A 21,449-nucleotide genomic window follows, 5' to 3' on the forward strand; every position below is an offset into this window, starting at 1 on the left:
GCCGAGACCCACAGGCCGGTCCCGGCCCCTCCATTATTAGAACGCGATGATGGCCTGGACCATCGGCACCCAGGCCGTCATGCCGGCCGTGTAGGGGGTGAAGGTGCCGCTGTAGGGCACGTTGACCGTGCGCATCAGCTCCGCGGACAGCCACATGCGCTCGGTCGGGACGAAGTACCACTTCAGGCCTACGCCCGCCTCCCACGAGTCGCGGAATTCTCCGAATATCCTCGAGCCGCGGCCGTACACCATCAGCTTCTGGGGGGCGATGAACGTGGCCGCCGACAGCTCGAAGCCGTGGTCGAACATGCCTGCGATGGCGACCGGAGCCGGGACCGGGGAGTCATCGAACGCCTTGAAGTCATCGACCCAGCGGAAGAAGTACTGCCCGTTGACCGACCACCCGTTCTTTTTCACGCCCCCGTCGATCGCCCACATTTCGTACGTGGCCGTGTCGACAGTCACGCCCGGCGCGAAGGCGCCTTCGGCGAAGGTCAGCACGCCGTCCGAATTGTACATCGACGTATTCTCGGGGCTCGACTGGTCGAGGTTTGAAAAGCGGTCTTCCTTCGACCGCGTGTATGACGTCCCCAAGCGAATGCGCAGATCCGACGAGGCATAATAGTCGTCGTACATGTTGCGCGACTTGCCGGGCGGGCCGTAGTCGCCGAGCGGTTCCCACCAGACACTGCCCGAACCCATCAGATGGGTGTCGATCTTCGAGGCCGAGATGTTCAGCGTGTTGAGTCCGTTACCGACGAACGCCAAGTAATGCAGGCCGTGCGGGAGATCCCCGTTGGCCCAGATCCCCTGGGTGAAGCCGGGACGGAAGAAGTTGTCGGCCATGGTGCGGTCGGTCGACTGGAAGAACGGAAACGTGTTCACCAGCGACCGGCTGCCCGGCACGCCCGTGTAGCCGCCCCAAAGCGAGAAGGCCTTGTTGAACTGCCAGCCGATGTTCCCGGCCACGACGATCGAGGCCGACCCCGCGGAGGTCCACACGGTGGAACTGTAGCGCAGTCTCTTGTCGAAAATGTAGCCACCCAGGATGAACATCGAGCGGTTGACCGTGATGTCGTTGCGCGGATTGACGGTGCGAACCACGCCCAGATGATCGGTGTAGGTTTCGTCGGTCGAGGTGGTGTTGAGGTAGCGGACCTGGGTGTTGACGTTGAACTTCAGCAGGAAGGGAATCTTGGCGTCGTCGGGATTCTCCCAGACAACGATGCCGTCCCGATAATGGTCGGCAAGTTTCTGCGTGACGGAATCGTCCGGTTCCTTCGCGCCCGGCGGGGCCGCGGCCGCCACCTGCAGCGGCGCGGGCGCAGCCGCTGCGGCCGCTATGGGCGGCGGGGCGGGTTGCGGGGCCGCGGGCGCGGACTGACTGTCCAGCTGTTGCTGCAGCCGGCTGAGCGTCTCGGTCAGCCCCTTTTGCTGTTCCTGCATGATGCGAAGCTGCTCGCGCACCGCCGTGACCTGCTGTTGCAGTTCGGCGGGCGTGGCCGGGCGCGCGGGAGCCTGCGCATGGACGGCGGTCGCGACCATGGTCGTCAGGGCGCCGACCGCGACGGAAAGCCTGATGGCCGCGCGACGCTGTCCACGGTGATCGCGCGCCCAGGGCTCTCGCCCTTCTCCGCTGGTCTGGTCCGCCATCGCCTTGGACCTTTCGAAGGGATCAAGGCGTGGACAGTCGGATTTCTAGCTGGGCGGCGGCATAAGGTGAAATGCTGAGGCGGGCCGCGCGTCTAACCCAGCCTCACCCCCCGAACGACCGCCCTGAGCCGCCGAAGCCGCCGCGCGAGATCACCGAGCTGCGGCTCTGGACTCGGGTCGGGGCCCGCATTTCCGGCGCGTTGAAGGTGTCGGTGCGCACGCGGGTGCGGCCGGTGACATAGTCGCGCGACAGCGGATAACCGCCGCCGCCGTAGTAGGTCCCGCCGCGGTCGCGGTACATCGGCGCGCCGTAATAGCCGCCGCCCATGTTGTTCAGCGCCTGGCCGACGATGAAGCCGGTCAGCAGCGGGGTGAAGAAGCTGCCGCCGCCGCCGTTGTTGCGCGGCACGCACTGGTCGACGCCGTAGCGCTCCTCGCAGCTCTGCTGGTCGCCGAACTTGGGGGCGTTGGCGGCGCTGTCCTTCTGGGCCTGGGCGTAGGCGGTGTCGCACTGGACCGCGGTCATGTCGCCGGACTTCTTGCAGTCGTCCAGCGAGGCGTAGGTCTTGGCGTCGACCTCGCGCGAAGCGGACGGCGGGTCGCCCCACTGGGTGGCGGTGCCGGGATCGTCGCAGGCGCTGACCGAGATCGCCGTGCCGGCCATCAGGCCGGTCAGGGCCAGGCCGCTGGAACGCAAGCGGCGGCGTGCCAAGGGGGGCTTGGGGGAGGGAGCTTGGATCGTCATGGCGCGCCTCAGGCCGTCATGCAGGCGGCGTTCAGCACGCCGACCGCCAGGGAGATGCTCAGCAGATAGACGCCGGCGGCGATTTCGCCCTTCTCGATGCGGGCGGCGACGTCCTTCATCACCACGACGCGCACCAGGGTGAAGGCGGCGATCTGGATCACGCCGGCCAGGGCGGCCCAGGCGCAGAACTCCAGCAGGGTGACGGTGTTGCTGAGCGCCGAGGCCAGGGGCAGCACGTAGCCGACCAGGGCCCCGCCCAGGGCCAGGGCCGCGGCGACGTTGCCCTCGCGGATCAGCTTGCCCTCGTTGTAAGGCGTCACCCACTGGTAGACGACCTTGAAGATCACCGTGAACAGGCCGGCGGCGACGAAGGCCACCACGAAGGCCAGGGCGCTGGCGCCAAATCCGTGCAGGTCCATTTGCTTTCCCCCTAAGGCCTAGGCCTTGAATTCACCGACGCCCAGCGGGACGCCGATCATGATTTCGAACGAGACCTCGGTGCGGTCCTCGTTCTCCTGCTCGATGGCCAGCAGCAGTTCGCGGCCTTCGCCGGGCAGGTCGCGGCCGAACAGCATGCAGGTCTGGTAGATTCGCCGATCGGGAATGCCGTCGCGGTCGTCGTGGACGTCTTCCCAGAAGGTCACCGGGTCCTGGCTCTCGGCCTCGTCGCCGAACCACAGGCGCTGGTACTCGGGCAGGCCGGCGGCGGTGAAGGTGCGGGCCCGCAGGCGCTGGCCCCAGGCGTCGCGGTCGGCGCGGCCGCCCGGATAGGTGCTGTCCCAGGGGACGAAGACGGTGATGTCGTTGACCCGCTGGCCTTCGCGGTCGTCGGACACGGCTTGGAACATCACGTCGTCGTCGGTGTAGAACCGGTGCACGAAGCCGCCGTCCTTCAGGTCGACCAGGCCCTGGGCGGTGATTTCCAGGGTGTCGCGGTCCAGCGGGAAGCGCAGGTCGTCGCCCAGGCGGCGCCAGGCCAGGGTGTCCAGCCACACCGTGCGGCCCAGGGTGACGTTGCGGATCGCCGGCAGGGCCGAGGCGGGCGCGGCGTCCTTGCGGCCGAAGAGCTTGCTGAACATGAACGACCCGATGCGAAACTCGCGTCACATGTACGCCGCGGATCGTCCGCACAAAAGGGGGCCCCGTAAAACGGAGTGGGGGATTACCAACTTGTCATCCGCGCACGTAAGGTTGCGCTCTCGACGACTGGCGTTCGCCCGCCCATCTAGTATGAAACGGCTCCACGACTGGATCGCCGCAGGAGAGACCGCCCGATGACGACCCCCGCCTGGACTGTTCGCTCGCTGAAGACGGCGCTTTCCGACGGCTTCAGCGACGCCATGACGGCCCGTGTGGTCGAGGGCGCCGATCCGATCCTGCTGGTGACCATGCACGACCAGGGCGACCTGGAGATCTATGTCAGCGTCAGCGACCAGCAGATCGCCGCCTCGGTGCTGCTGTGGCCGGTCGACGAACAGGCCGATCGCCACGCCTTCAACGAATTCCTGCTCAAGGCCCAGAAGCTGGTGCCGCTGTCGAACTTCGGCATCAGCACCGTGGGCGAGCGCGACTATTACGAGCTGTTCGGCGAACTGGCCCCCAGCTCGTCGCTGGACGACATCCTGATCGAGCTGCGAGTGTTGGCCGAGAACGCCATCGAAGCCGCTTCCGACCTGCGCTCGTCCTTCACCCCCGCCGCCTAAAACTCGCGACTCGGAGACCCCCAAATGTCCATCTGGAACAAGCTGTTCACCCTGGGTCGCGCCGGCGCGCACGAAGCCACGGCCGCCGTCGTCGACGCCAACGCCATCCGCATCCTCGACCAGGAAATCCGCGACGCCGACACCGCCCAGGGCAAGGCCCGCGACGACATGGCCACCCTGGTGGCCCGCCGCCGCATCCTGGAAAAGGAAGTCGCCGGCTTCCGCGACCAGGTCACCAAGTACGAGGGCTCGGCCCGCGCCGCCGTCCAGAAGGGCGACATGGACCTGGCCCGCCAGGTGGCCCAGCGCATCGCCGACCTCGAGCAGGACATCGCGCTGAAGGAGCCGCAGATCGGCGACATGCGCGCCGCCGAGGATCAGCTCCACACCGCCATCACCGCCACCGACCGCCGCATCGAGACCCTGCGTCGCGAAGTCGAGGTCGTGAAGGTCAACGAGAGCGTCCAGAAGGCCCAGGCCGCCGTCTCGGCGCGCGGCGCGGGGGCCGGCGCCTCGTTGGGCTCGGCCGCCGACAGCCTGGCCCGGATCAAGGAACGCCAGATGGTGCGCGGCGAGAAGATCAAGGCCGCCGGCGAACTGGAAGACCGTCGCACCGGCGCGGATCTGGACGAGAAGCTGCGCCTGGCCGGCATCCTGCCGGGCCAGTCCAGCGCCGACGACGTCCTGGCCCGTCTGGCCCCGGCCGCTCCGCCGCTGCAGATCGAACAGAAGGCTGGCGACGGCTCGAAGACCGAGTAGTGCGCCGCCTCAAGCTGACGCCCCGACCCGACTGGCAGGCCAAGGCCGAGGCGGTCGGGTTCGTCTATCACCACACCGAAGGCCAGGCGTACTGGGATGAAAGCGTCGCCTACGCCTTCACCCTGGACCAGGTGGAGCAGGATCTGGAGCCGGCCGCGGCCGAGCTCCACGATCTTTGCCTGGACCTGGTCGACGAGGTGGCCGGCAGCCAGGAACTGATGGAGCGGCTGGCGATCCCGGCCGAGCATCGCGACTTCGTGGCCTCCGCCTGGCGCGCCAAGTCGCCGTCGCTCTACGGTCGTTTCGACTTCGGCTATGACGGCCAGTCCAAGCCCAAACTCTACGAATACAACGCCGACACCCCGACCAGCGTCTTCGAGGCCGCCACCTTCCAGTGGCTGTGGCTGGAGGAGATGATCGCCAACGGGACCTTCCCGGCCAACGCCGACCAGTTCAACAGCCTGTTCGAGGCCCTGCGCGACCGGTTCAAGCTCCTTTTTCCGAAGGGTGGCTTCGTCCACTTCGCCAGCGACGAGGACGCCGTCGAGGATCGCCAGACCGTGCGCTTCCTCGAAGACCTGGCCCTGCAGGCCGGGCTCGAGCCCAAGTTCGTGGCCATGGACAACATCGGCGTCAACGAAGAGGGCCAGTTCGTCGACCTGGAGGGCTTCGTCCTGCAGGCGGCGTTCAAGCTCTATCCGTGGGAGTTCATGCTGCGCGAGCCGTACGCCGCGCACCTGAACACCGCCCAGGTGCGCTGGATCGAGCCGCCGTGGAAGGCGATCCTGTCCAACAAGGGCATCCTGCCGCTGCTGTGGGAGCGCCACCGCGGCCACCCCAACCTGCTGGAGGCCTATTTCGAGGGCGACCCGGCGGCGAGCGCGCTGGGCGACCGGTTCGTGAGGAAGCCGCTGTTCTCGCGCGAAGGGGCCAATGTCGAGGTGGTCGGCGGCCCGGAACACCTTGCCGAGCCCGTGCTCGACCAGGGCTACGGCGCGGAAGGCGCGATCGTCCAGGCCTACCACCCGCCGCCGGAGTTCGACGGCAAGCGGCCGGTGGTCGGCGCGTGGATGGTGGGCAACGAACCGGCCGGCATCGGCATCCGCGAGGACGACAGCGTGGTGACCAAGAACCTGGCGAGGTTCGTGCCGCACGTGATCGAGGGCTAGGGCGTCCGTAGAGGCGCCGTCATCAGGGAAGGAAGACGATGGCTCGGTTCACTTGGATCGCGGTTCTCGCGGCGCTGATCGCCATGCCGGCGACGGCGGGCGAACTGGCCGTCGTGCACGTCAGGATCTACGCCTCGCCGGGAGCGCCGGCGATCGAGGACGGTTCGGTGATCGTCCGCGACGGCCGCGTCATCGCCGTGGGCCCCGCCGCCGAGGTGAGGCCCGGTCCCGGCGCAGAGGTGATCGACGGGCGCGGGCTGGTGGTCACGGCGGGTTTCTGGAACAGTCACGTCCACCTGCTAGGGCCTGCCTTCGTCGCCTCCAAGCCCAGCGATCCGGACGTCGTCTCCCGTCAGCTGGAGGCCATGCTCACGCGCTGGGGCTTCACCACGGTCTTCGACATCGCATCGCTGCCGGGGGACGCGATCGCCCTGCGCAAGCGGATCGTCGCGGGCGAGGTTCGCGGGCCGAACATCCTGACGGTCGACGCGCCCTTCTACCCCAATGACGGCATGCCCGTTTATGTGAAGGCCATATTGGCCGGCGCTCCGTCCTTCGAGGTCGGCACGCCCGGGCAGGCGGCGGCGCGGGCCCGGCGTCAGCTGGCCGCCGGGGCAGACGGGGTCAAGATCTTCGCGGGCTCGGCCGTCGGCGGAAAGATCGGCGTGCTGCCCATGCCGCTCGACGCGGCCAAGGCCGTGGTGGGCGAGGCGCATCGCCTGGGCAAGCCGGCCTTCGCCCATCCTTCCAACCTGGAGGGTCTGAACGTCGCCATCGGCTCGGGCGTCGACGTACTGGCCCACACGACCCCCGACGGCGGCCCCTGGCCGTCCGACATGGCGTCCCGTCTGACGACCCATCGCATGGCCTTGATCCCGACGCTGACGCTGTGGGGCGTGGAACTGAAGAAGCGCGACGCCTCCTCGGCCGAGATCGAGACGTTCACGCGCGTGGCGCAGGTGCAGTTGAAGCGCTTCGCCGACGCCGGCGGCCAGGTCCTGTTCGGAACGGATGTCGGCTACACCGACGCCGCCGACACGACGGAGGAATATCGGCTGATGGCCGGAGCGGGGCTGTCCTGGGAGCAGATCCTGGCGTCCCTGACCACGGCGCCGGCCCAACGGTTCAAGTTCCCAGACAAGGGTCGGATCGCCACGGGAATGGACGGCGACCTGACCGTCCTGTCCGCCGATCCGGCGCGGGACGTCAGCGCCTTTGCCGCCGTCGCCTACACTATTCGGGCCGGTCAGGTCGTCTATCGATCGCAGCCCTGAACCGACGCCTCAGCCGAACGGGGGGCCTCGGAACAAGTCCGAGGATGGCGGGAGAGAGGGGAGAAGCGCCGCCATGGACCCGCACCCGCATCCCGCCTTAGTCTCGAGCCCATGACCCCGCGCGCCATCCCCCATCTCCTGATCGCCCTGCGCGTCGCGGCGGGGCTCTCGATCCTGGCCCTGGCCCTGCTGGTCGGTCAGCCGGCCCGCTGGCTCTGCGCCGCCCTGCTGGCCATCGGCGTGCTGTCGGACATCTTCGACGGCGTGATCGCCCGCCGCCTCGACTGTGTCACCGACCGCCTGCGCACCTTCGACAGCCGGGCCGACGTGGTCTTTTGGCTGTGCGCGACGGCGGCGGTCCTGGTCCTGCACCCCGGACTGATCGCGGCGCTCTGGCCGCTGGTCGCGGTGCTGGGTGTCATGGAGCTGACGGGCCACGCCATCGGTTTCGTCCGCTTCCGCAAGGAGGCCTCGCCGCATCACCTGCTGTCGAAGCTGTTCGGCCTGGCCCTGTGGGCCCTGCTGACCCAACTGCTGATCGCGGGAACGGGCGGCTGGGTGCTGCCGGTCGCCTTCGCCATGGGCGTCGCTTCCCAGCTCGAGGCCTGGGCGATCATGCTGATCCTCCCGACCTGGCGCTGCGACGTCCGAGGCGTGCGCCAGGCCCTGGCCCTGCGCCGCGCGGCGCGCGCGCCGGCCTAAGCTGCCGAAATCTTCGCGGCGCGTGTCGATCCATCCGGGGCTGGTTCGTCGTCTTCAATAGCGAGACAGTCCGGCGGCGACGGCGTCCCGGTTCGCTCCAGGAGGATTTCCCAGATGCGCTACATGTCGATCATCACTGAGCCTGCCGACGCGTCGCACGAGCTGCCGGCGTCGCTGATCGAGGCCATGCACGTGATGGCCAACCGCGAGGTCCAGGCCGGCCGGATGCTGGGCGGCGGTCAGTTGCTGCCGCTGGACACCGGCGCGCGCGTCACGGTCGCCGACGGCAGGATCAGCGTGCTGGACGGTCCGATGGTCGAGGCCAAGGAGGTGATCGGCGGCTACGCGATCTTCGAGTTCGCCAGCAAGGAGGAGGCGATCGCCTCGGCGCGCGAGTTCCTGCAGCTGCACCTGGACCACATCCCCGGTTGGCGGGGCGTGTGCGAGATCCGCGAGATGTTCGGCGATTGAGCGACGCCGACACCCATAGCGCCATCCTCGCCGTCTGGCGGGTCGAGCACCCTAGGCTGATCACCAGCTTGGCGAGGATGCTGCGCGACGTGCCGCTGGCCGAGGAACTGACCCAGGACGCCCTGGTGATCGCCCTCGAAAAGTGGCCGGCCACCGGCGTGCCCGAGCGGCCCGGGGCCTGGCTGATGGCCACGGCCAAGCGCCGGGCCCTGGACCGCCTGCGGCGCGGCCGAATGCTGGACCGCAAGCACGGCATGGTCACCCACGACCTGGAGACCGAGCAGCAGGCCATGCCCGACTTCGACTCCGCCCTGGACGACGACATCGGCGACGAGATGCTGCGGCTGATCTTCACCGCCTGCCATCCGCTGCTGTCGCGCGAGGCCCGCGCCGCCCTGGCGCTGCGGATGGTCTGCGGCCTGACCACCGGCGAGATCGCCCGGGCCTTCCTGCTGCCCGAAACCACGGTGGCCCAGCGCATCGTGCGGGCCAAGCGGACCCTGTCGGACTCGGGCCTGGCCTACGAGACCCCGCGCGGCGACGAGCGCTCGGCCCGTCTGGCCTCGGTGCTGGACGTCGTCTACCTGATCTTCAACGAGGGCTACACCGCCGCGCGCGGCGACGACTGGCAGCGGCCCCAGCTGTGCAACGAGGCCTTGCGCCTGGGCCGGGTGCTGACCGCCATCGCCCCGGACGAGCCCGAGGCCCACGGCCTGCTGGCCTTGATGGAGCTGAACGCCTCGCGCACCGCGGCGCGCACCGACGCGGCGGGCGAGCCGGTGCTGATGCCGGACCAGGATCGCGGCCTCTGGGACCTGCTGCAGATCCGGCGCGGCCTGAAGGCGCTGGACCGGGCGCGGGCGTTGGGCGGGGCGAACGGCTTCTACGGGCTGCAGGCCGCGATCATCGCCTGCCACGCCCAGGCGCGGACGGCGGCCGAGACCGATTGGCGGCGCATCGCCGCGCTCTACGCCGACCTGGCGAGTGTCGCGCCGTCGCCGGTGGTCGAGCTGAACCGGGCGGTGGCGGTGGGCATGGCCGACGGTCCGGCGGCGGGGCTGGCGATCATCGAGGCCCTGGCCGAGGCGCCGGCGCTGAAGGCCTATCACCTGCTGCCCAGCGTTCGCGGCGACCTGCTGTTCAAGCTGGGTCGGTTCGAGGAGGCCCGCGCGGCGTTCGAGACGGCGGCTGGACTAGCGGGGAACCGGCGGGAGGAGGCCTTCCTGCGGCGGCGGGCGGAGGAGGCGGGGAGGGAGGCGCGCTAGGTCCTCCCCCTGTGGGGGAGGTGTCGGCGCAGCCGACGGTGGGGGGCAGTATCTGGAAGGCGGCCTGGACCCCGGATCGACGATCTGACAACTCCCCCCACCGGCCTGCGGCCGCCTCCCCCACAGGGGGAGGGCCTGAACCTCGCCCCCCAAACCCTTGCCCGTAACGCCGGTTTGCCTCACTGGTGACGGAATGAGTCAGCCGGTCACGATCGAACTGGGCGAGGGCGGCGCGCATGACGCCCGGGCGCTGCGCCACGCCTTCGGATGCTTCACCACCGGGGTGACGGTGATCACCACCGTCTGCGAGGACGGCCGCCGCGTGGGGCTGACCGCCAATTCGTTCACCTCGGTGTCGCTGGACCCGCCCCTGGCCCTGGTCTGCGTCGACCTCAACTCGCGCAGCCTGCCGATCCTGGACGCCGCCGAGCGGTTCACGGTCAACGTGCTGCACGCCGACCAGCAACTGATGGCCCGCCAGTTCGTGCAGAAGGACGGTGACCGGTTCGCGGGCATCGACACCGAGACCTGGGGCACGGGCGCGCCGATCCTGCCCGACTGCATGGCCAATTTCGAATGCGTGACCCATCAGGTCTTCGACGCCGGCGACCACCGGGTCTATGTCGGACGGGTGGTGAAGCTGCGCTACGATCCGGACCACGAGCCGCTGGTCTATCTTCAGGGCCGGTTCCGCCGCGTGCACGTCGAGGAATAGTCTTCCTCATCACGAAATGTGGCGGAGAGAATTTGCGCGATACGGCCCGAGCGCCGGATGCTATTGACGCGCAAAACAAGATCTAGGGAGCGTATCATGCGGACCATCAGCCATTTCGTGAACGGACAAGCCCTCGAAGGACAGTCCGGCCGCTTCGGCGATGTGTTCAATCCGAACACCGGCGAGGTCCAGGCCCGAGTGGCCCTGGCCACCGACGCCGAGCTGGACGTCGCCGTTCAGGCCGCCGCCGCCGCCCAGATCGGCTGGGCCGCGACCAATCCCCAACGCCGCGCCCGGGTGATGTTCGAGTTCAAGCGCCTGATCGAGCGCGACATGAACGCCCTGGCCGAGATCCTGTCGTCCGAGCACGGCAAGGTGATCGCCGACTCCAAGGGCGACATCCAGCGCGGCCTGGAAGTCATCGAGTTCGCCTGCGGCATCCCCCACATCCTGAAGGGTGAATACACCGAAGGGGCGGGGCCCGGCATCGACGTCTATTCGCTGCGCCAGCCGCTGGGCGTCTGCGCGGGCATCACCCCGTTCAACTTCCCGGCCATGATCCCGATGTGGATGTTCGGCATCAGCATCGCCGTGGGCAACACCTTCATCCTCAAGCCGTCGGAGAAGGATCCGACGGTGCCGGTCAAGCTGGCCGAGCTGATGATGGAGGCCGGGGCGCCGGCTGGCGTGCTAAACGTGGTGCACGGCGACAAGAGCGCCGTCGACGCCATCCTGACCCATCCGCTGATCCGCGCCGTCAGCTTCGTCGGTTCGTCCGACATCGCCCACTACGTCTACCAGACCGGCACGGCGCACGGGAAACGCGTCCAGGCCATGGGCGGCGCCAAGAACCACGGGATCGTCCTGCCCGACGCCGACCTCGACCAGGTGGTCAAGGACCTGTCGGGCGCGGCCTTCGGCTCGGCCGGCGAGCGCTGCATGGCCTTGCCGGTGGTGGTGCCCGTCGGCAAGAAGACCGGTGACGAGCTGCGCGAGCGGATGGTCGCCGAGATCGAGACCCTGAGGGTGGGCGTCTCCACCGACCTGGCCGCCCACTATGGCCCGGTGGTCAGCGCCGCGCACCGCGCCAAGATCTCCGACTATATCCAGATCGGCGTCGACGAAGGCGCGGAGCTGGTGGTCGACGGCCGCGACTTCTCCCTGCAGGGCTTCGAGAAGGGCTTCTTCATCGGCCCGTCGCTGTTCGACGGCGTCAAGAAGGGCATGAAGACCTACCAGGAGGAGATCTTCGGCCCGGTGCTGCAGATCGTCCGCGCCGAGAGCTTCGAGGAGGCCCTGGCCCTGCCGTCCGAGCACCAGTACGGCAACGGCGTCGCCATCTTCACCCGCAACGGCCGGGCGGCGCGCGAGTTCGCGGCGCGGGTCAATGTCGGCATGGTCGGCATCAACGTGCCGATCCCGGTGCCGGTGGCCTATCACACCTTCGGCGGCTGGAAGCGCAGCGCGTTCGGCGACACCAACCAGCACGGCGTCGAGGGCGTGAAATTCTACACCAAGGTCAAGACGATCACCGCGCGGTGGCCGGAGGGCGAGGTCGAGGACAGCGCCTTCGTCATCCCGACGATGAAGTAGGACAACCGGCGGGGCGATGCGCAGAATGGCCGGACCTTTCACCGCGATCGCCCCTTTCCTGATGGGACTAGTCCTGACCGCAGCCGCCTTGGCCCCATCCGCTTCGGCGTCTTCCCTGGACGCCGCCGAGATGGCGGCCGTCGGTCAGTATGGCGAGCGCGGGGCGCCGTTGACGGTGTTCGAACGGGCCGGCGTCCTGCGCGTCGACGGCCAGGGGCGCAAGGACGCCAAGCTGACGCCGCTGGGCCGCAATCGCTACAGCATCGAAGGCGGCGGCGAACTCGTTCTCGAGCCGGCCGCCTTGCGCCTGGACGGGACCCGCCTGCCGCGCCACGACTTCGGAGCCGAGGTCGAGGCCGCGATCCGCGCGGCGGTTCGCGCCGACCCGGCCGCCCTGCGCGCCAGGGCCCTGGCCGCCAAGCCGCCGATCGAGACGGCTCAGCACAAGCCCGCCGACCTGGTCGATCTGTCGACCCTAAGCCCGACGATCCGCTTCGACATCCGCTATGCCGGCGCCGACAACTTCATGGGCCTGGCGATGTACGAGCGTCCGGCCGCTTACATGCAGCGTCCCGCCGCCCAAGCCCTGGCGCGGGCCGCCAAGGCGCTGGAGGCCCAGGGCTACGGCGTCCTGATCCACGACGCCTACCGACCCTGGTTCGTCACCTGGATGTTCTGGGAGGCGACCCCGCCCGAGGACCGCATGTTCGTGGCCGACCCCGCCAAGGGGTCGCGCCACAATCGCGGCTGCGCCGTCGACCTGACCCTCTACGACCTGAAGACCGGCAAGCCGGTCGAGATGCCCAGCCGCTACGACGAGATGTCGGGGCGATCGTACGCCGACTTCATCGGCGGCACGACCCGTCAGCGGGCGATGCGGGCGATCCTCCGCGAGGCCATGGTCGCCCAGGGCTTCGAGGTCTATCCCGAGGAGTGGTGGCACTTCGACTACGGGGATTGGCGCAGCTACGGGATCGGGACGAAGACGTTTACCGAGCTGGCGAAGGCGAAGTGAGCGCCATCAGTTTCAGCGCGTCGGTGGTCGCCGCGCCGAACTGGGTGTTGTCGAAGATCCACCAGCTTTCTGTCGTCTCGATCTCACCGGCGGCCTGCCGGGCCAGAGGCTCCAAGCGACCGTCGTCATAGGACGTCGCGTACATCGCGGGCGAGCCGTGCAGTCGGCGATAGACCAGGCCGCTCCAGCCGCCGGGCTCGCCGGCGGCGGGGACCACGGTGGGATCGGCGGCGACCCGAGCGACCTCGAAGGCCTTCAGCAAGGCCTCGGCCGGCGTGTCGAACCAGGTGGCGTGGCGCGGCTCCAGCACCGTGACGGCCCTCGTCGCCTTGCGCCAGGCGGTGAGAAAAGCCTCCACGAGGCGGGCGTCGAACCTCAGGCTCGGAGGCAACTGGATCAGCAGCGGCCCGAGCTTGCCGCCCAGCCCGCCGCATTCGTCGAGGAACCGCGCGAGCGGATCGCCGATATCGACCAGCCGCCGTTCGTGGGTGATCGTCCGGGGGGCCTTCACCGCGAACCGGAAGTTCGTCGGCGTCGAGGTCGCCCAACGCTCGTAGGTCTTGCCCTGGTGCGGCCGATAGAAGGACGAGTTGATCTCGACGGCGTTGAAGACGGCCGCGTAGCGTTCCAGCCCCGTGCCTTCGGCGGGGAAGCCTTCGAGGGTTCGCGGGAAGCTCCAACCAGCCGTGCCGATGCGGATGTCGTGAGGCATGGAGGGCTAGCGTGCGAGGAAGGCCGAGGTTCATCTGGAAACCCCTCTCCCTCTGGGAGAGGGGTTCAGCTACGCGGCCGCCAGGCCAAAATATCCGCGCTGCGCTCCACGCCCACCCGGGGACACGTCCCCTTCAGCGCGCACGCCCCGCACCTCGGCGCGTGGTGCGAGCACAGCAGCTGGCCCAGGCCCTTCATCAGCCAGTGCAGCTCGTAGAGATCCTCGGCCGTCCAGCTGTCGGGGACCATGTCCATCAGGGCGCGATAGGCGTGCGCGGTGTCGTAGCTGGCGGGGATCAGGCCCAGACGGGCCGCGACGCGGTGGACGTGGGTGTCGACCACCAGGGCCCGCATGTTCAGGGGGCTGAAGTTCAGCACCGAGGCGGCGACCTTGACCCCGACGCCGGGCAGGCCCTGCAGCCACCAACGGGCGCTGTCCAGCTCCAGCTCGGCCAGGTGGTCCAGCGACAGCTTCCAGCCGCTGCGCACCTGGATCAGCCGCAGGGCGTGCGGCAGGTGGCGGGCCTTCTCCTCGGGGAAGGTGACGTCCTTGATCAGTTCCTGGACCTCGGCGTCGGGCGCTTCGGCCAGATCCTCCCAGGCGGCGAAACGCTCCTTCAGGCGGTGGTAGACGGCCCAGGAGACGGCGTCCTTGGTCCGGCCGCTGATCGATGACTTGATCAGTTGCGACACCGGATCCAGCCGCTTGGTCGGCCGCTGCGGCCCGAAGGTCTTGAGCAGCCCGTCGCGCATGGCTTCGAGCGGCGAGGTCGACAGATCGAGGGACAGCTGCATGGCGATTCTCGTTCGGAACGTAACGAGAACATAGTGAATGCGAAGTGGCTTGTCGAGTTATCCCCAGTTTGTTCCCGGGCTTGGGGTCAGAGCCAGCGGCGCCGGCGGCCCCACATCACGGTGATCCGCCGCCGCAGGCGCGTCAGGGCCACGCGCACCGGCGTCGGGGCCTGGGTGGGGGCCGGGCGTTCCTCGGCGGGCAGTTCTACCTTGGCGAAACGCGCGATCAGGTCGCGCAGCTCCGGCTCCTGCACCGCCAGCGCCGCCTCGACCGGCGACATCCACTGCAGGGTGCGCTGGCCCTTTTCCGGCCAGGTGGCGTGCTCGCCGGTGACTTCCAGCGGATAGACGTCGACCGTCACGGGACGCGCGGCGCCGCTCTTCAGGCGCTTCAGATAGGGATAGTCGCCGATCGGGCGCTCGACGATGCGCCCATCGAGCCCGGCTTCCTCGTAGGCCTCCTGGGCGGCCGCCTGGTGATCCAGCTTGCCCTTCATCTGCCAGCCCTTGGGGATCACCCAGCGGCGCGTTTCGCGGGACGAGACCAGCAGGATCTGGAGATCGGCGGAGTCGGCGGCCGAGCGCCAGGGCAGGGCGGCGACCTGACGTCGCCGCTGTCCAGACTTGCCCCCCTGCTTGCCGCCCGCCGTATCCGTCACTTCATCCAGAACCCGAGATAGTAGAACGCCGCCGCGACCAGGCCGGCCGCGGGCAGGGTGACGATCCAGGCGGTCACGATGCTCTTGGCCACGCCCCAACGGACGGCCGAAACCCGGCGCGAAGCGCCGACTCCGACAATAGCGCCCGTGATCGTGTGAGTCGTCGAGACCGGAACGCCCAGATGCGTAAAGAAGAACAATGTGATGGCGCCGCCAGTTTCAGCGCAGAAGCCCTGCATGGGCGTCAGGCGGGTGATCTTGCTGCCCATGGTGTGGACGATCCGCCAGCCGCCGAACAGCGTGCCCAGCGCCATGGCGGTCTGGCACGAGATCACCACCCAGAACGGGATGTGTCCCGGCTGGTCGCTGATGCCGTGCGCGAACAGCAGGGCGGCGATGATGCCCATGGTCTTCTGGGCGTCGTTGCCGCCGTGGCCCAGCGAATAGAGGGCGGCCGAGACGAACTGGGCCTTGCGGAAGATCCGGTCGGCGAAGAACGGCGAGCTCTTCAGGAAGGTCCAGGAGACGATCAGCACCAGCAGCAGGGCCAGCAGGAAGCCCAGGGTCGGCGAGACCACGATCGCCGCGGCGGTCTTGCCCAGGCCTGCCCACTGCACCGCGCCCAGGCCGCCGACCTTGGCGACCGAGGCCCCCACCAGGCCGCCGATCAGGGCGTGCGAGCTGGACGAGGGGATGCCGGCCCACCAGGTGATCAGGTTCCAGCTGATCGCGCCCATCAGGGCGCCGAAGATCAGCCGGTCGGTAATCACGTGCGGATCGATGATCCCGGAGCCGACCATCTTGGCCACGCTGGTGCCGAACACCGCGAAGGCGATGAAGTTGAAGAACGCCGCCCACAGCACCGCCCATTTCGCCGACAGCACGCGCGTCGAGACGATGGTGGCGATCGAATTGGCCGCGTCGTGCAGGCCGTTCAGGAAGTCGAAGCCCAGGGCGACGATGATCAGAACCACCAGGATGAGGAAGGTGGGGTCCACTAGACCTGCTCGACCACGATGCCGCTGATGCGGTTGGCGACGTCCTCGAAGCGGTCGACCACCTTTTCCAGGTGGCTGTAGATGTCGACGCCGACGATGAAGGTCATCGGGTCGCCGCCCCGGTGGGCCAGGAACAGCGCCTTGCGGCCCTGGTCGTACATCTGGTCGGCCTGTTCCTCGATCTGGGTCACGCGGACGGCCAGCTCGGTCAGGCGCTGGGCGTTCTTGCGCATGTCGGGCAGCAGGGCCACGGCCTGGACCGTCAGTTCGGCGGCCTGGACGATGATCTTGGCCATCTCGCGCATCTGCGGCTCGAAGGTCTTGACCTCGAACAGGCTGACGACCTTGGCGGTCTTGCGCATCTGGTCGATGGCGTCGTCCAGCGACGTGGTCAGGTCCTGGATGTCGCTGCGGTCGAACGGGGTGATGAAGCTGCGGCGGACCGCGCCCATCACCTGGCGGGTGATCTCGTCGGCCTCTTCCTCGTGCTGGTAGACGCGGGCGCTGGCGGCCTCGACGCCATCGCCGCCTTCCATCAAGTCCTGCAAGGCCTTGGCCCCGGCGACCAGGGTGGCGGCGTGCTGCGCGAACAGATCGAAGAAGCGGTCTTCCTTGGGCATGACAGCCCGGAACAAGCCCAGCATGGTCGCTTCATCCTCTATTTCGAAGCGTGGAGAGTTTCGCGGACGTCCTTGTACGGAAGAACGCCCGGCGCGGCGGAGCGGAACCACGGAAGCCGGCCGCGTTCAAGTCCTACGTGACGGTTTTATGACAGCTTTTGTGGGCGCGCGCCCTCTGGTCGCGGCCCCAAGCCTTTGGCACTCTGGCGCGGCGTCGGTTCGGGAGCAGCGAGATGTCGGCAAGCCTCAAGGTCAACGGCCAGGTCCATACCGTGGACGCCGAACCCGATACGCCCCTGCTGTGGGTGCTGCGCGACGTGCTGGGCCTGGTGGGAACCAAGTACGGCTGCGGCGTGGCCCAGTGCGGGGCCTGCACCGTGCACATCGACGGCGTGGCCATGCGCTCGTGCGTCACCTCCCTGGCCCGGGTGGGCTCCAAATCGGTGACCACCATCGAGGGCGTCGGCGCTAGCTCGGTCGGGGCCAAGGTGCAGGAGGCCTGGAAGGCCGTCGACGTGCCGCAGTGCGGTTACTGCCAGGCCGGCCAGATCATGTCGGCCACGGCCCTGCTGGCCGCCGCGCCCAAGCCGACCGACGACGAGATCGACGCGGCGATGAACGGCAACCTCTGCCGCTGCGCCACCTACATCCGCATCCGCAAGGCCATCAAGACCGCCTCGGGCCAGGTGGAGGCGTGAGCATGACCGCGACCGTTCTCGACAATCCTTCCCGCCGTCTGTTCCTGAAGACCGGCGCCGCGGCCGGCGGCGGCCTGCTGCTGTCGTTCAGCCTGCCGGGCCTGGTTCGGGCGCAGGACGAGACTGCCGCCAACCCGTTCAGCGCCTTCGTCCGCATCGCCCCCGACGGCGTGGTGACCATCGCCGCCAAGCGGCCGGAGATCGGGCAGGGGATCAAGACCTCGATGCCGATGCTGATCGCCGAGGAGCTGGACGTCGACTGGTCGGCCGTCCGCATCGAGCAGTCCCCGGTCGACGCCAAGGTGTTCGGCGAGCAGTCGGCCGGCGGCAGCACCTCCACGCCCGACGACTGGGAGCCGATGCGCCAGGTCGGCGCGGTGGGCCGGGGCCTGCTGATCCAGGCCGCCGCCCAGCGCTGGAGCGTCCCCGCCGCCGGCCTGGCCACCGAACCGGGCTTCGTCGTCGACAAGGCCGGCAAGCGCCGCGCGTCGTACGGCGAGTTGGCCCAGGCCGCCGCCGGCCTGACCGCGCCCGACCCCAAGACCCTGACGCTGAAGGACCCCAAGACCTACCGCATCATCGGCAAGTCCCAGCCGCAGTCGGACACCCCGGACATCGTCGTGGGCAAGCCGCTGTACGGGATCGACGTGCGCGTGCCGGGCATGCTGTACGCCACCTTCCTCAAGGCCCCGGTGTTCGCCGCCAAGGTGGCCAAGGTCGACCTGGCGCCGGCCAAGGCGGTCAAGGGCGTGCGCCACGCCTTGGTGGTCGACGGCGGGGCCGAGCTGGAAGGCCTGCTGGCCGGCGTGGTCGTGGTCGCCGACACCTGGTGGGCGGCGCGCAAGGGCCGCAACGCGCTGGAAGTCACCTGGGCCGACCACCCGACCAGCGCCCAGAGCAGCGCCGGATTCATCGCCAAGGCCGCCGAACTGCATGGCCAGCCGCCGCACCGGAACGTCAAGACGGTCGGCGACGTCGACACCGCCCTGAAGGGCGCGGCGAAGGTGGTCAAGGCCGACTACAGCTATCCGTTCAACGCCCACGCCACGCTGGAGCCGCAGAACTGCACGGCCAGCTTCAAGGACGGCAAGGTCGAGATCTGGGCCCCGGCCCAGAACCCCGAGGACGGCCGCGAGCTGGTGGCCAAGACCCTGGGGATCAAGCCCGAGGACATCACCATCCACTTCACCCGCAGCGGCGGCGGCTTCGGCCGGCGGCTGATGAACGACTTCATGGTCGAGGCGGCGTGGATCTCCAAGACGGTCGGGGCGCCGGTCAAGCTGCTGTGGACCCGCGAGGACGACATCCAGCACGACTTCTACCGTCCCGCCGGCTYCCACCGGCTGACGGCGGGGCTGGACGCCCAGGGCGGGCTGACGGCCTGGCGCAACCACTTCGTGACCTTCGGCGAGGGGCAGAAGTTCGCCCGGGCCGCCGGCATGAACGCCACGCAGTTCCCGTTCGGCGCGGTCGAGAGCTACGCCCTGGACGTCTCGGTCATGGCGCTAGGCGTGCCGACCGGCTGGCTGCGGGCCCCGGGCAACAACGCCTATGGCTTCGTGCTGCAGGGCTTCACCGACGAGGTCGCCCACGCGGCCGGCGCCGATCCGGTCGCGTTCCGCCGCAAGCTGCTGGGCGAGCCCCGGCTGATCGGCGAGCCGGACAAGGGCGACAGCTTCCACACCGGCCGCATGCGCGCCGTGCTCGACAAGGCCGCCGAGGCGTCCGGCTGGGGCCGCAAGACCGCCAAGGGCGTCGGCCTGGGCGTCGCCTGCCACTACAGCCACCGCGGCTATGTTGCGGTGGTCGTCGAGGTCGCCGTGGCAGACGGCCAGGTCGAGGTCCGCAAGGCCTGGGCGGCGGTCGACGTCGGCCGGCAGATCGTCAATCCGAACGGCGCCGAACAGCAGGTGCAGGGCTCGGTCCTGGACGGGATCGGCAGCAGCCTGGGCCAGGCGATCACCATCGAGAACGGCGCGGTGACCCAGAGCAATTTCGGCGACTTCCCGATGCTGCGCCTGGCCGACGCGCCGGATGTCGAGGTGCACTTCGTCACCAGCGACAACCCGCCGACCGGCCTGGGCGAACCGGCCCTGCCGCCGGCCCCGGCCGCCCTGGTCAACGCGATCTTCGCGGCGACCGGCAAGCGGATCCGGAGCCTGCCGATCGGCGACCAACTGGCCTAGGCGAGGCGGGCGCGGCATAGCGTCCCACGCTCAAGTTTAGGGGCTGGTTCACCACGTCCGGCGGGCTGGTCTTAACCTTATTGCGCCAGGGTGATCCTCGAACGGGGACCATCGCGTCATGGGGCAGCACGTCGAAACCTTGGTGATCGGGGCCGGGCCCGCCGGCCTGACCGCCGCCTATGTCCTGGCCAAGGCGGGGCGCGACGTCGCCGTGCTGGAGATGGACCCCGGCCAGGTCGGTGGCTCGAGCCGCACGATCGACCACAACGGCTTCAAGATCGACCTGAACGGCGGGGCCTACGCCTCGGCCTCGCCCAGCGTGCTGGCGCTGTGGTCCGAACTGCTGCCCGACGGCTTCGTCGAGCGGCCGCGCACGGCGCGGATCTATCACCGCGAGCGCTTCTACGCCTATCCGCTGAAGACCCTGGAGACCCTGGCTCATCTCGGGCTGCGCGGCGCCGCGTCCTGTTTGGCTTCGTTCGGCCTGGCCAAGATGCGCCCGATCAAGGCGCCCCGGACCTTCGCCGACGAGATCCGCAACCGGGTCGGCGAGCGCTTGTCGACCATGCTGTTCCGTCCCTTCGCCGAGAAGGTGTCGGGCCTGATCAGCGACCAGATGCCCGCCGGCCGCGCCAACGCCGCCAAGCCCACGGCCAGCCTGCGCTATCCCCGCGAGGGCGCCGGCGCGGTATGGCGGGCCTGCGCCGACAGGATCGCGACGCTCGGGGGTGAAGTCGCTCTGGGCCGCCGCGTGGAGACCCTGAAGTTCGACGACGCCGCCAAGCTGTGGACCGTGACGGTCCTGCGCGAGGACGGCGCCCATGAAGTCCGCACCGCCGACCACGTGGTCTCGACCGCGCCGCTGCGCGAGCTGATGAGCATGTTGCGTCCGACGCCGATCAGCCTGTTCCACGCCGGCGAGCTGATGTACCGCGACCAGATCACCGTCGCCCTGGTGGGCCGTACCCGCAAGCCGCTGCGCGAGACCGCGATCGACGTCCACGACACCGACCTGCAGGTCGGCCGGGTGCAGAACTACCGCGCCTGGTCGCCGGCCATGGCGCCGGAAGGCGAGGCGGCCAGCTGCCTGGGCCTGGACTATTTCTGCTTCGAGGGCGACGGCCTGTGGTCGGCCAGCGACGCCGACCTTGTGGCCCTGGCCTGGCGCGAGGCCGCGGTCATGGGCCTGATGGACCCGACCGCCGTCAGCGACGCCCGCGTCGTGCGCCAGCGCAAGGTGCTGCCGATCGAGGACGAGGATTGCGCCGAGCACCGGGCGATGATCCGCCTGGACCTGAAGATGCAGTTCCCCAGCCTGCACCTGGCCGGCCGCAACGGCCTGCACCGCGACGGCGAGCGCGACCACGCCACGCTCAGCGGCTTGCTGACCGCCCAGAACATCCTGGCGGGCGAAGCCGCTCACGACGTGTGGGACGTTCCGACGGCTCCCAGCCCGAGCCGCAAGGCGGCTTAAGCGACGAAGCGTTCCCGGCGCGCGGCGTCGGCGGAGGGGCTGGCGGCGCGCATCGCTTCCGGCTCCCTGAGCGAGCGCGCGGACCAGCACAGCAGGTGCGTGAACGCGTCGGCCAGACCGATCACGGCGATCACGGTCACCAGGCCCGACATCAGCAGAATTGCGATCATCGACATCACGGTCTTCCCATCGACGGGGATTTGTCGGAGTTTTCCGACTAACCGTCGAATCGGGTGATCGGTTC

General features: G+C 69.0%; 23 protein-coding genes. 13 read left to right on the plus strand and 10 right to left on the minus strand.

Annotation, left to right across the window (positions count from 1 at the left end; translation table 11 throughout):
- Positions 1-36: 36 nt before the first annotated feature.
- From AC1DYP_RS02890 to AC1DYP_RS02905, 4 genes are all read right to left on the minus strand, one after another.
- Positions 37-1,653 carry a hypothetical protein gene (locus tag AC1DYP_RS02890; protein WP_477045057.1) on the minus strand — a complete coding sequence of 539 codons (1,617 nt, stop codon included), beginning with the start codon at positions 1,651-1,653 and terminating at the stop codon, positions 37-39.
- Positions 1,654-1,756: 103 nt separating this feature from the next.
- A complete protein-coding gene (locus AC1DYP_RS02895; RefSeq protein ID WP_477045058.1) occupies positions 1,757-2,350 on the minus strand; it encodes a DUF1190 domain-containing protein in 594 nt (197 codons plus the stop codon).
- 56 nt (positions 2,351-2,406) lie between these two features.
- A complete protein-coding gene (locus AC1DYP_RS02900) occupies positions 2,407-2,817 on the minus strand; it encodes a DUF350 domain-containing protein (RefSeq protein ID WP_477045059.1) in 411 nt (136 codons plus the stop codon).
- Positions 2,818-2,835: 18 nt separating this feature from the next.
- Positions 2,836-3,477 (minus strand): YjfK family protein, encoded by a 642-nt coding sequence (locus AC1DYP_RS02905; protein WP_477045060.1) that lies wholly within the window; start codon positions 3,475-3,477, stop codon positions 2,836-2,838.
- 195 nt (positions 3,478-3,672) lie between these two features.
- Here AC1DYP_RS02905 and AC1DYP_RS02910 point away from each other — a divergent pair, with 195 nt between their 5' ends.
- From AC1DYP_RS02910 to AC1DYP_RS02955, 10 genes are all read left to right on the plus strand, one after another.
- Positions 3,673-4,101, plus strand: a complete 429-nt coding sequence (locus tag AC1DYP_RS02910; RefSeq protein ID WP_477033703.1) for a YjfI family protein — start codon at positions 3,673-3,675, stop codon at positions 4,099-4,101.
- 24 nt (positions 4,102-4,125) lie between these two features.
- On the plus strand, positions 4,126-4,860 hold the full coding sequence (locus AC1DYP_RS02915) for a PspA/IM30 family protein (protein WP_477045061.1): 735 nt from the start codon (positions 4,126-4,128) through the stop codon (positions 4,858-4,860).
- The gene (locus AC1DYP_RS02920; RefSeq protein WP_477045062.1) at positions 4,860-6,029 is read left to right on the plus strand and encodes a glutathionylspermidine synthase family protein; all 1,170 of its coding nucleotides are present in this window, start codon (positions 4,860-4,862) and stop codon (positions 6,027-6,029) included. Before AC1DYP_RS02915 ends, AC1DYP_RS02920 begins: the two co-directional genes overlap by 1 nt.
- 38 nt (positions 6,030-6,067) lie before the next feature.
- Positions 6,068-7,303 carry an amidohydrolase family protein gene (locus AC1DYP_RS02925; protein ID WP_477045063.1) on the plus strand — a complete coding sequence of 412 codons (1,236 nt, stop codon included), beginning with the start codon at positions 6,068-6,070 and terminating at the stop codon, positions 7,301-7,303.
- 111 nt (positions 7,304-7,414) lie between these two features.
- Positions 7,415-8,005 carry a CDP-alcohol phosphatidyltransferase family protein gene (locus AC1DYP_RS02930; protein WP_477045064.1) on the plus strand — a complete coding sequence of 197 codons (591 nt, stop codon included), beginning with the start codon at positions 7,415-7,417 and terminating at the stop codon, positions 8,003-8,005.
- A 123-nt stretch (positions 8,006-8,128) separates the two neighbouring features.
- A complete protein-coding gene (locus tag AC1DYP_RS02935) occupies positions 8,129-8,476 on the plus strand; it encodes a YciI family protein (RefSeq protein ID WP_477045065.1) in 348 nt (115 codons plus the stop codon).
- On the plus strand, positions 8,473-9,741 hold the full coding sequence (locus tag AC1DYP_RS02940; protein ID WP_477045066.1) for an RNA polymerase sigma factor: 1,269 nt from the start codon (positions 8,473-8,475) through the stop codon (positions 9,739-9,741). The genes AC1DYP_RS02935 and AC1DYP_RS02940 overlap by 4 nt, the downstream gene beginning before the upstream one ends.
- 193 nt (positions 9,742-9,934) lie before the next feature.
- Positions 9,935-10,456 (plus strand): flavin reductase family protein, encoded by a 522-nt coding sequence (locus AC1DYP_RS02945; protein ID WP_477033696.1) that lies wholly within the window; start codon positions 9,935-9,937, stop codon positions 10,454-10,456.
- A gap of 96 nt (positions 10,457-10,552) precedes the next feature.
- Entirely contained in the window at positions 10,553-12,049 is a 1,497-nt protein-coding gene (locus AC1DYP_RS02950; protein WP_477045067.1) for a CoA-acylating methylmalonate-semialdehyde dehydrogenase, read from the plus strand.
- 130 nt (positions 12,050-12,179) lie between these two features.
- The gene (locus AC1DYP_RS02955) at positions 12,180-13,064 is read left to right on the plus strand and encodes a M15 family metallopeptidase (protein WP_477045068.1); all 885 of its coding nucleotides are present in this window, start codon (positions 12,180-12,182) and stop codon (positions 13,062-13,064) included.
- Here the strand turns inward: AC1DYP_RS02955 and AC1DYP_RS02960 are convergent.
- The 5 genes from AC1DYP_RS02960 to AC1DYP_RS02980 form a co-directional block, all read right to left on the minus strand.
- Entirely contained in the window at positions 13,039-13,776 is a 738-nt protein-coding gene (locus AC1DYP_RS02960) for a DUF72 domain-containing protein (RefSeq protein ID WP_477045069.1), read from the minus strand. The two genes, AC1DYP_RS02955 and AC1DYP_RS02960, sit on opposite strands and share 26 nt — an antisense overlap.
- Positions 13,777-13,841: 65 nt before the next feature.
- Positions 13,842-14,570 carry an endonuclease III domain-containing protein gene (locus tag AC1DYP_RS02965; RefSeq protein ID WP_477045070.1) on the minus strand — a complete coding sequence of 243 codons (729 nt, stop codon included), beginning with the start codon at positions 14,568-14,570 and terminating at the stop codon, positions 13,842-13,844.
- 86 nt (positions 14,571-14,656) lie between these two features.
- Entirely contained in the window at positions 14,657-15,229 is a 573-nt protein-coding gene (locus AC1DYP_RS02970) for an NUDIX hydrolase (protein WP_477045071.1), read from the minus strand.
- Positions 15,226-16,227 carry an inorganic phosphate transporter gene (locus AC1DYP_RS02975; RefSeq protein WP_477033690.1) on the minus strand — a complete coding sequence of 334 codons (1,002 nt, stop codon included), beginning with the start codon at positions 16,225-16,227 and terminating at the stop codon, positions 15,226-15,228. Before AC1DYP_RS02975 ends, AC1DYP_RS02970 begins: the two co-directional genes overlap by 4 nt.
- On the minus strand, positions 16,227-16,871 hold the full coding sequence (locus AC1DYP_RS02980; protein ID WP_477045072.1) for a DUF47 domain-containing protein: 645 nt from the start codon (positions 16,869-16,871) through the stop codon (positions 16,227-16,229). The genes AC1DYP_RS02975 and AC1DYP_RS02980 overlap by 1 nt, the downstream gene beginning before the upstream one ends.
- Before the next feature lie 209 nt (positions 16,872-17,080).
- On the opposite strand from AC1DYP_RS02980, the gene AC1DYP_RS02985 reads away from it, so the two are divergent.
- The 3 genes from AC1DYP_RS02985 to AC1DYP_RS02995 all read left to right on the plus strand — a co-directional run bounded on the left by AC1DYP_RS02985 (position 17,081) and on the right by AC1DYP_RS02995 (position 21,205).
- Positions 17,081-17,545, plus strand: coding sequence for a (2Fe-2S)-binding protein (locus AC1DYP_RS02985; protein ID WP_477045073.1), 465 nt, complete (start codon positions 17,081-17,083; stop codon positions 17,543-17,545).
- A 2-nt stretch (positions 17,546-17,547) separates the two neighbouring features.
- A complete protein-coding gene (locus AC1DYP_RS02990; protein WP_477045074.1) occupies positions 17,548-19,731 on the plus strand; it encodes a xanthine dehydrogenase family protein molybdopterin-binding subunit in 2,184 nt (727 codons plus the stop codon).
- Between the two features lie 118 nt (positions 19,732-19,849).
- A complete protein-coding gene (locus AC1DYP_RS02995; RefSeq protein ID WP_477045075.1) occupies positions 19,850-21,205 on the plus strand; it encodes an FAD-dependent oxidoreductase in 1,356 nt (451 codons plus the stop codon).
- Here the strand turns inward: AC1DYP_RS02995 and AC1DYP_RS03000 are convergent.
- Complete coding sequence (locus AC1DYP_RS03000) at positions 21,202-21,381, minus strand: hypothetical protein (protein WP_477033685.1); 180 nt, start codon at positions 21,379-21,381, stop codon at positions 21,202-21,204. The two genes, AC1DYP_RS02995 and AC1DYP_RS03000, sit on opposite strands and share 4 nt — an antisense overlap.
- Positions 21,382-21,449 lie beyond the last annotated feature (68 nt).

Source organism: Caulobacter sp. P1_D6 (genome assembly GCF_056406095.1).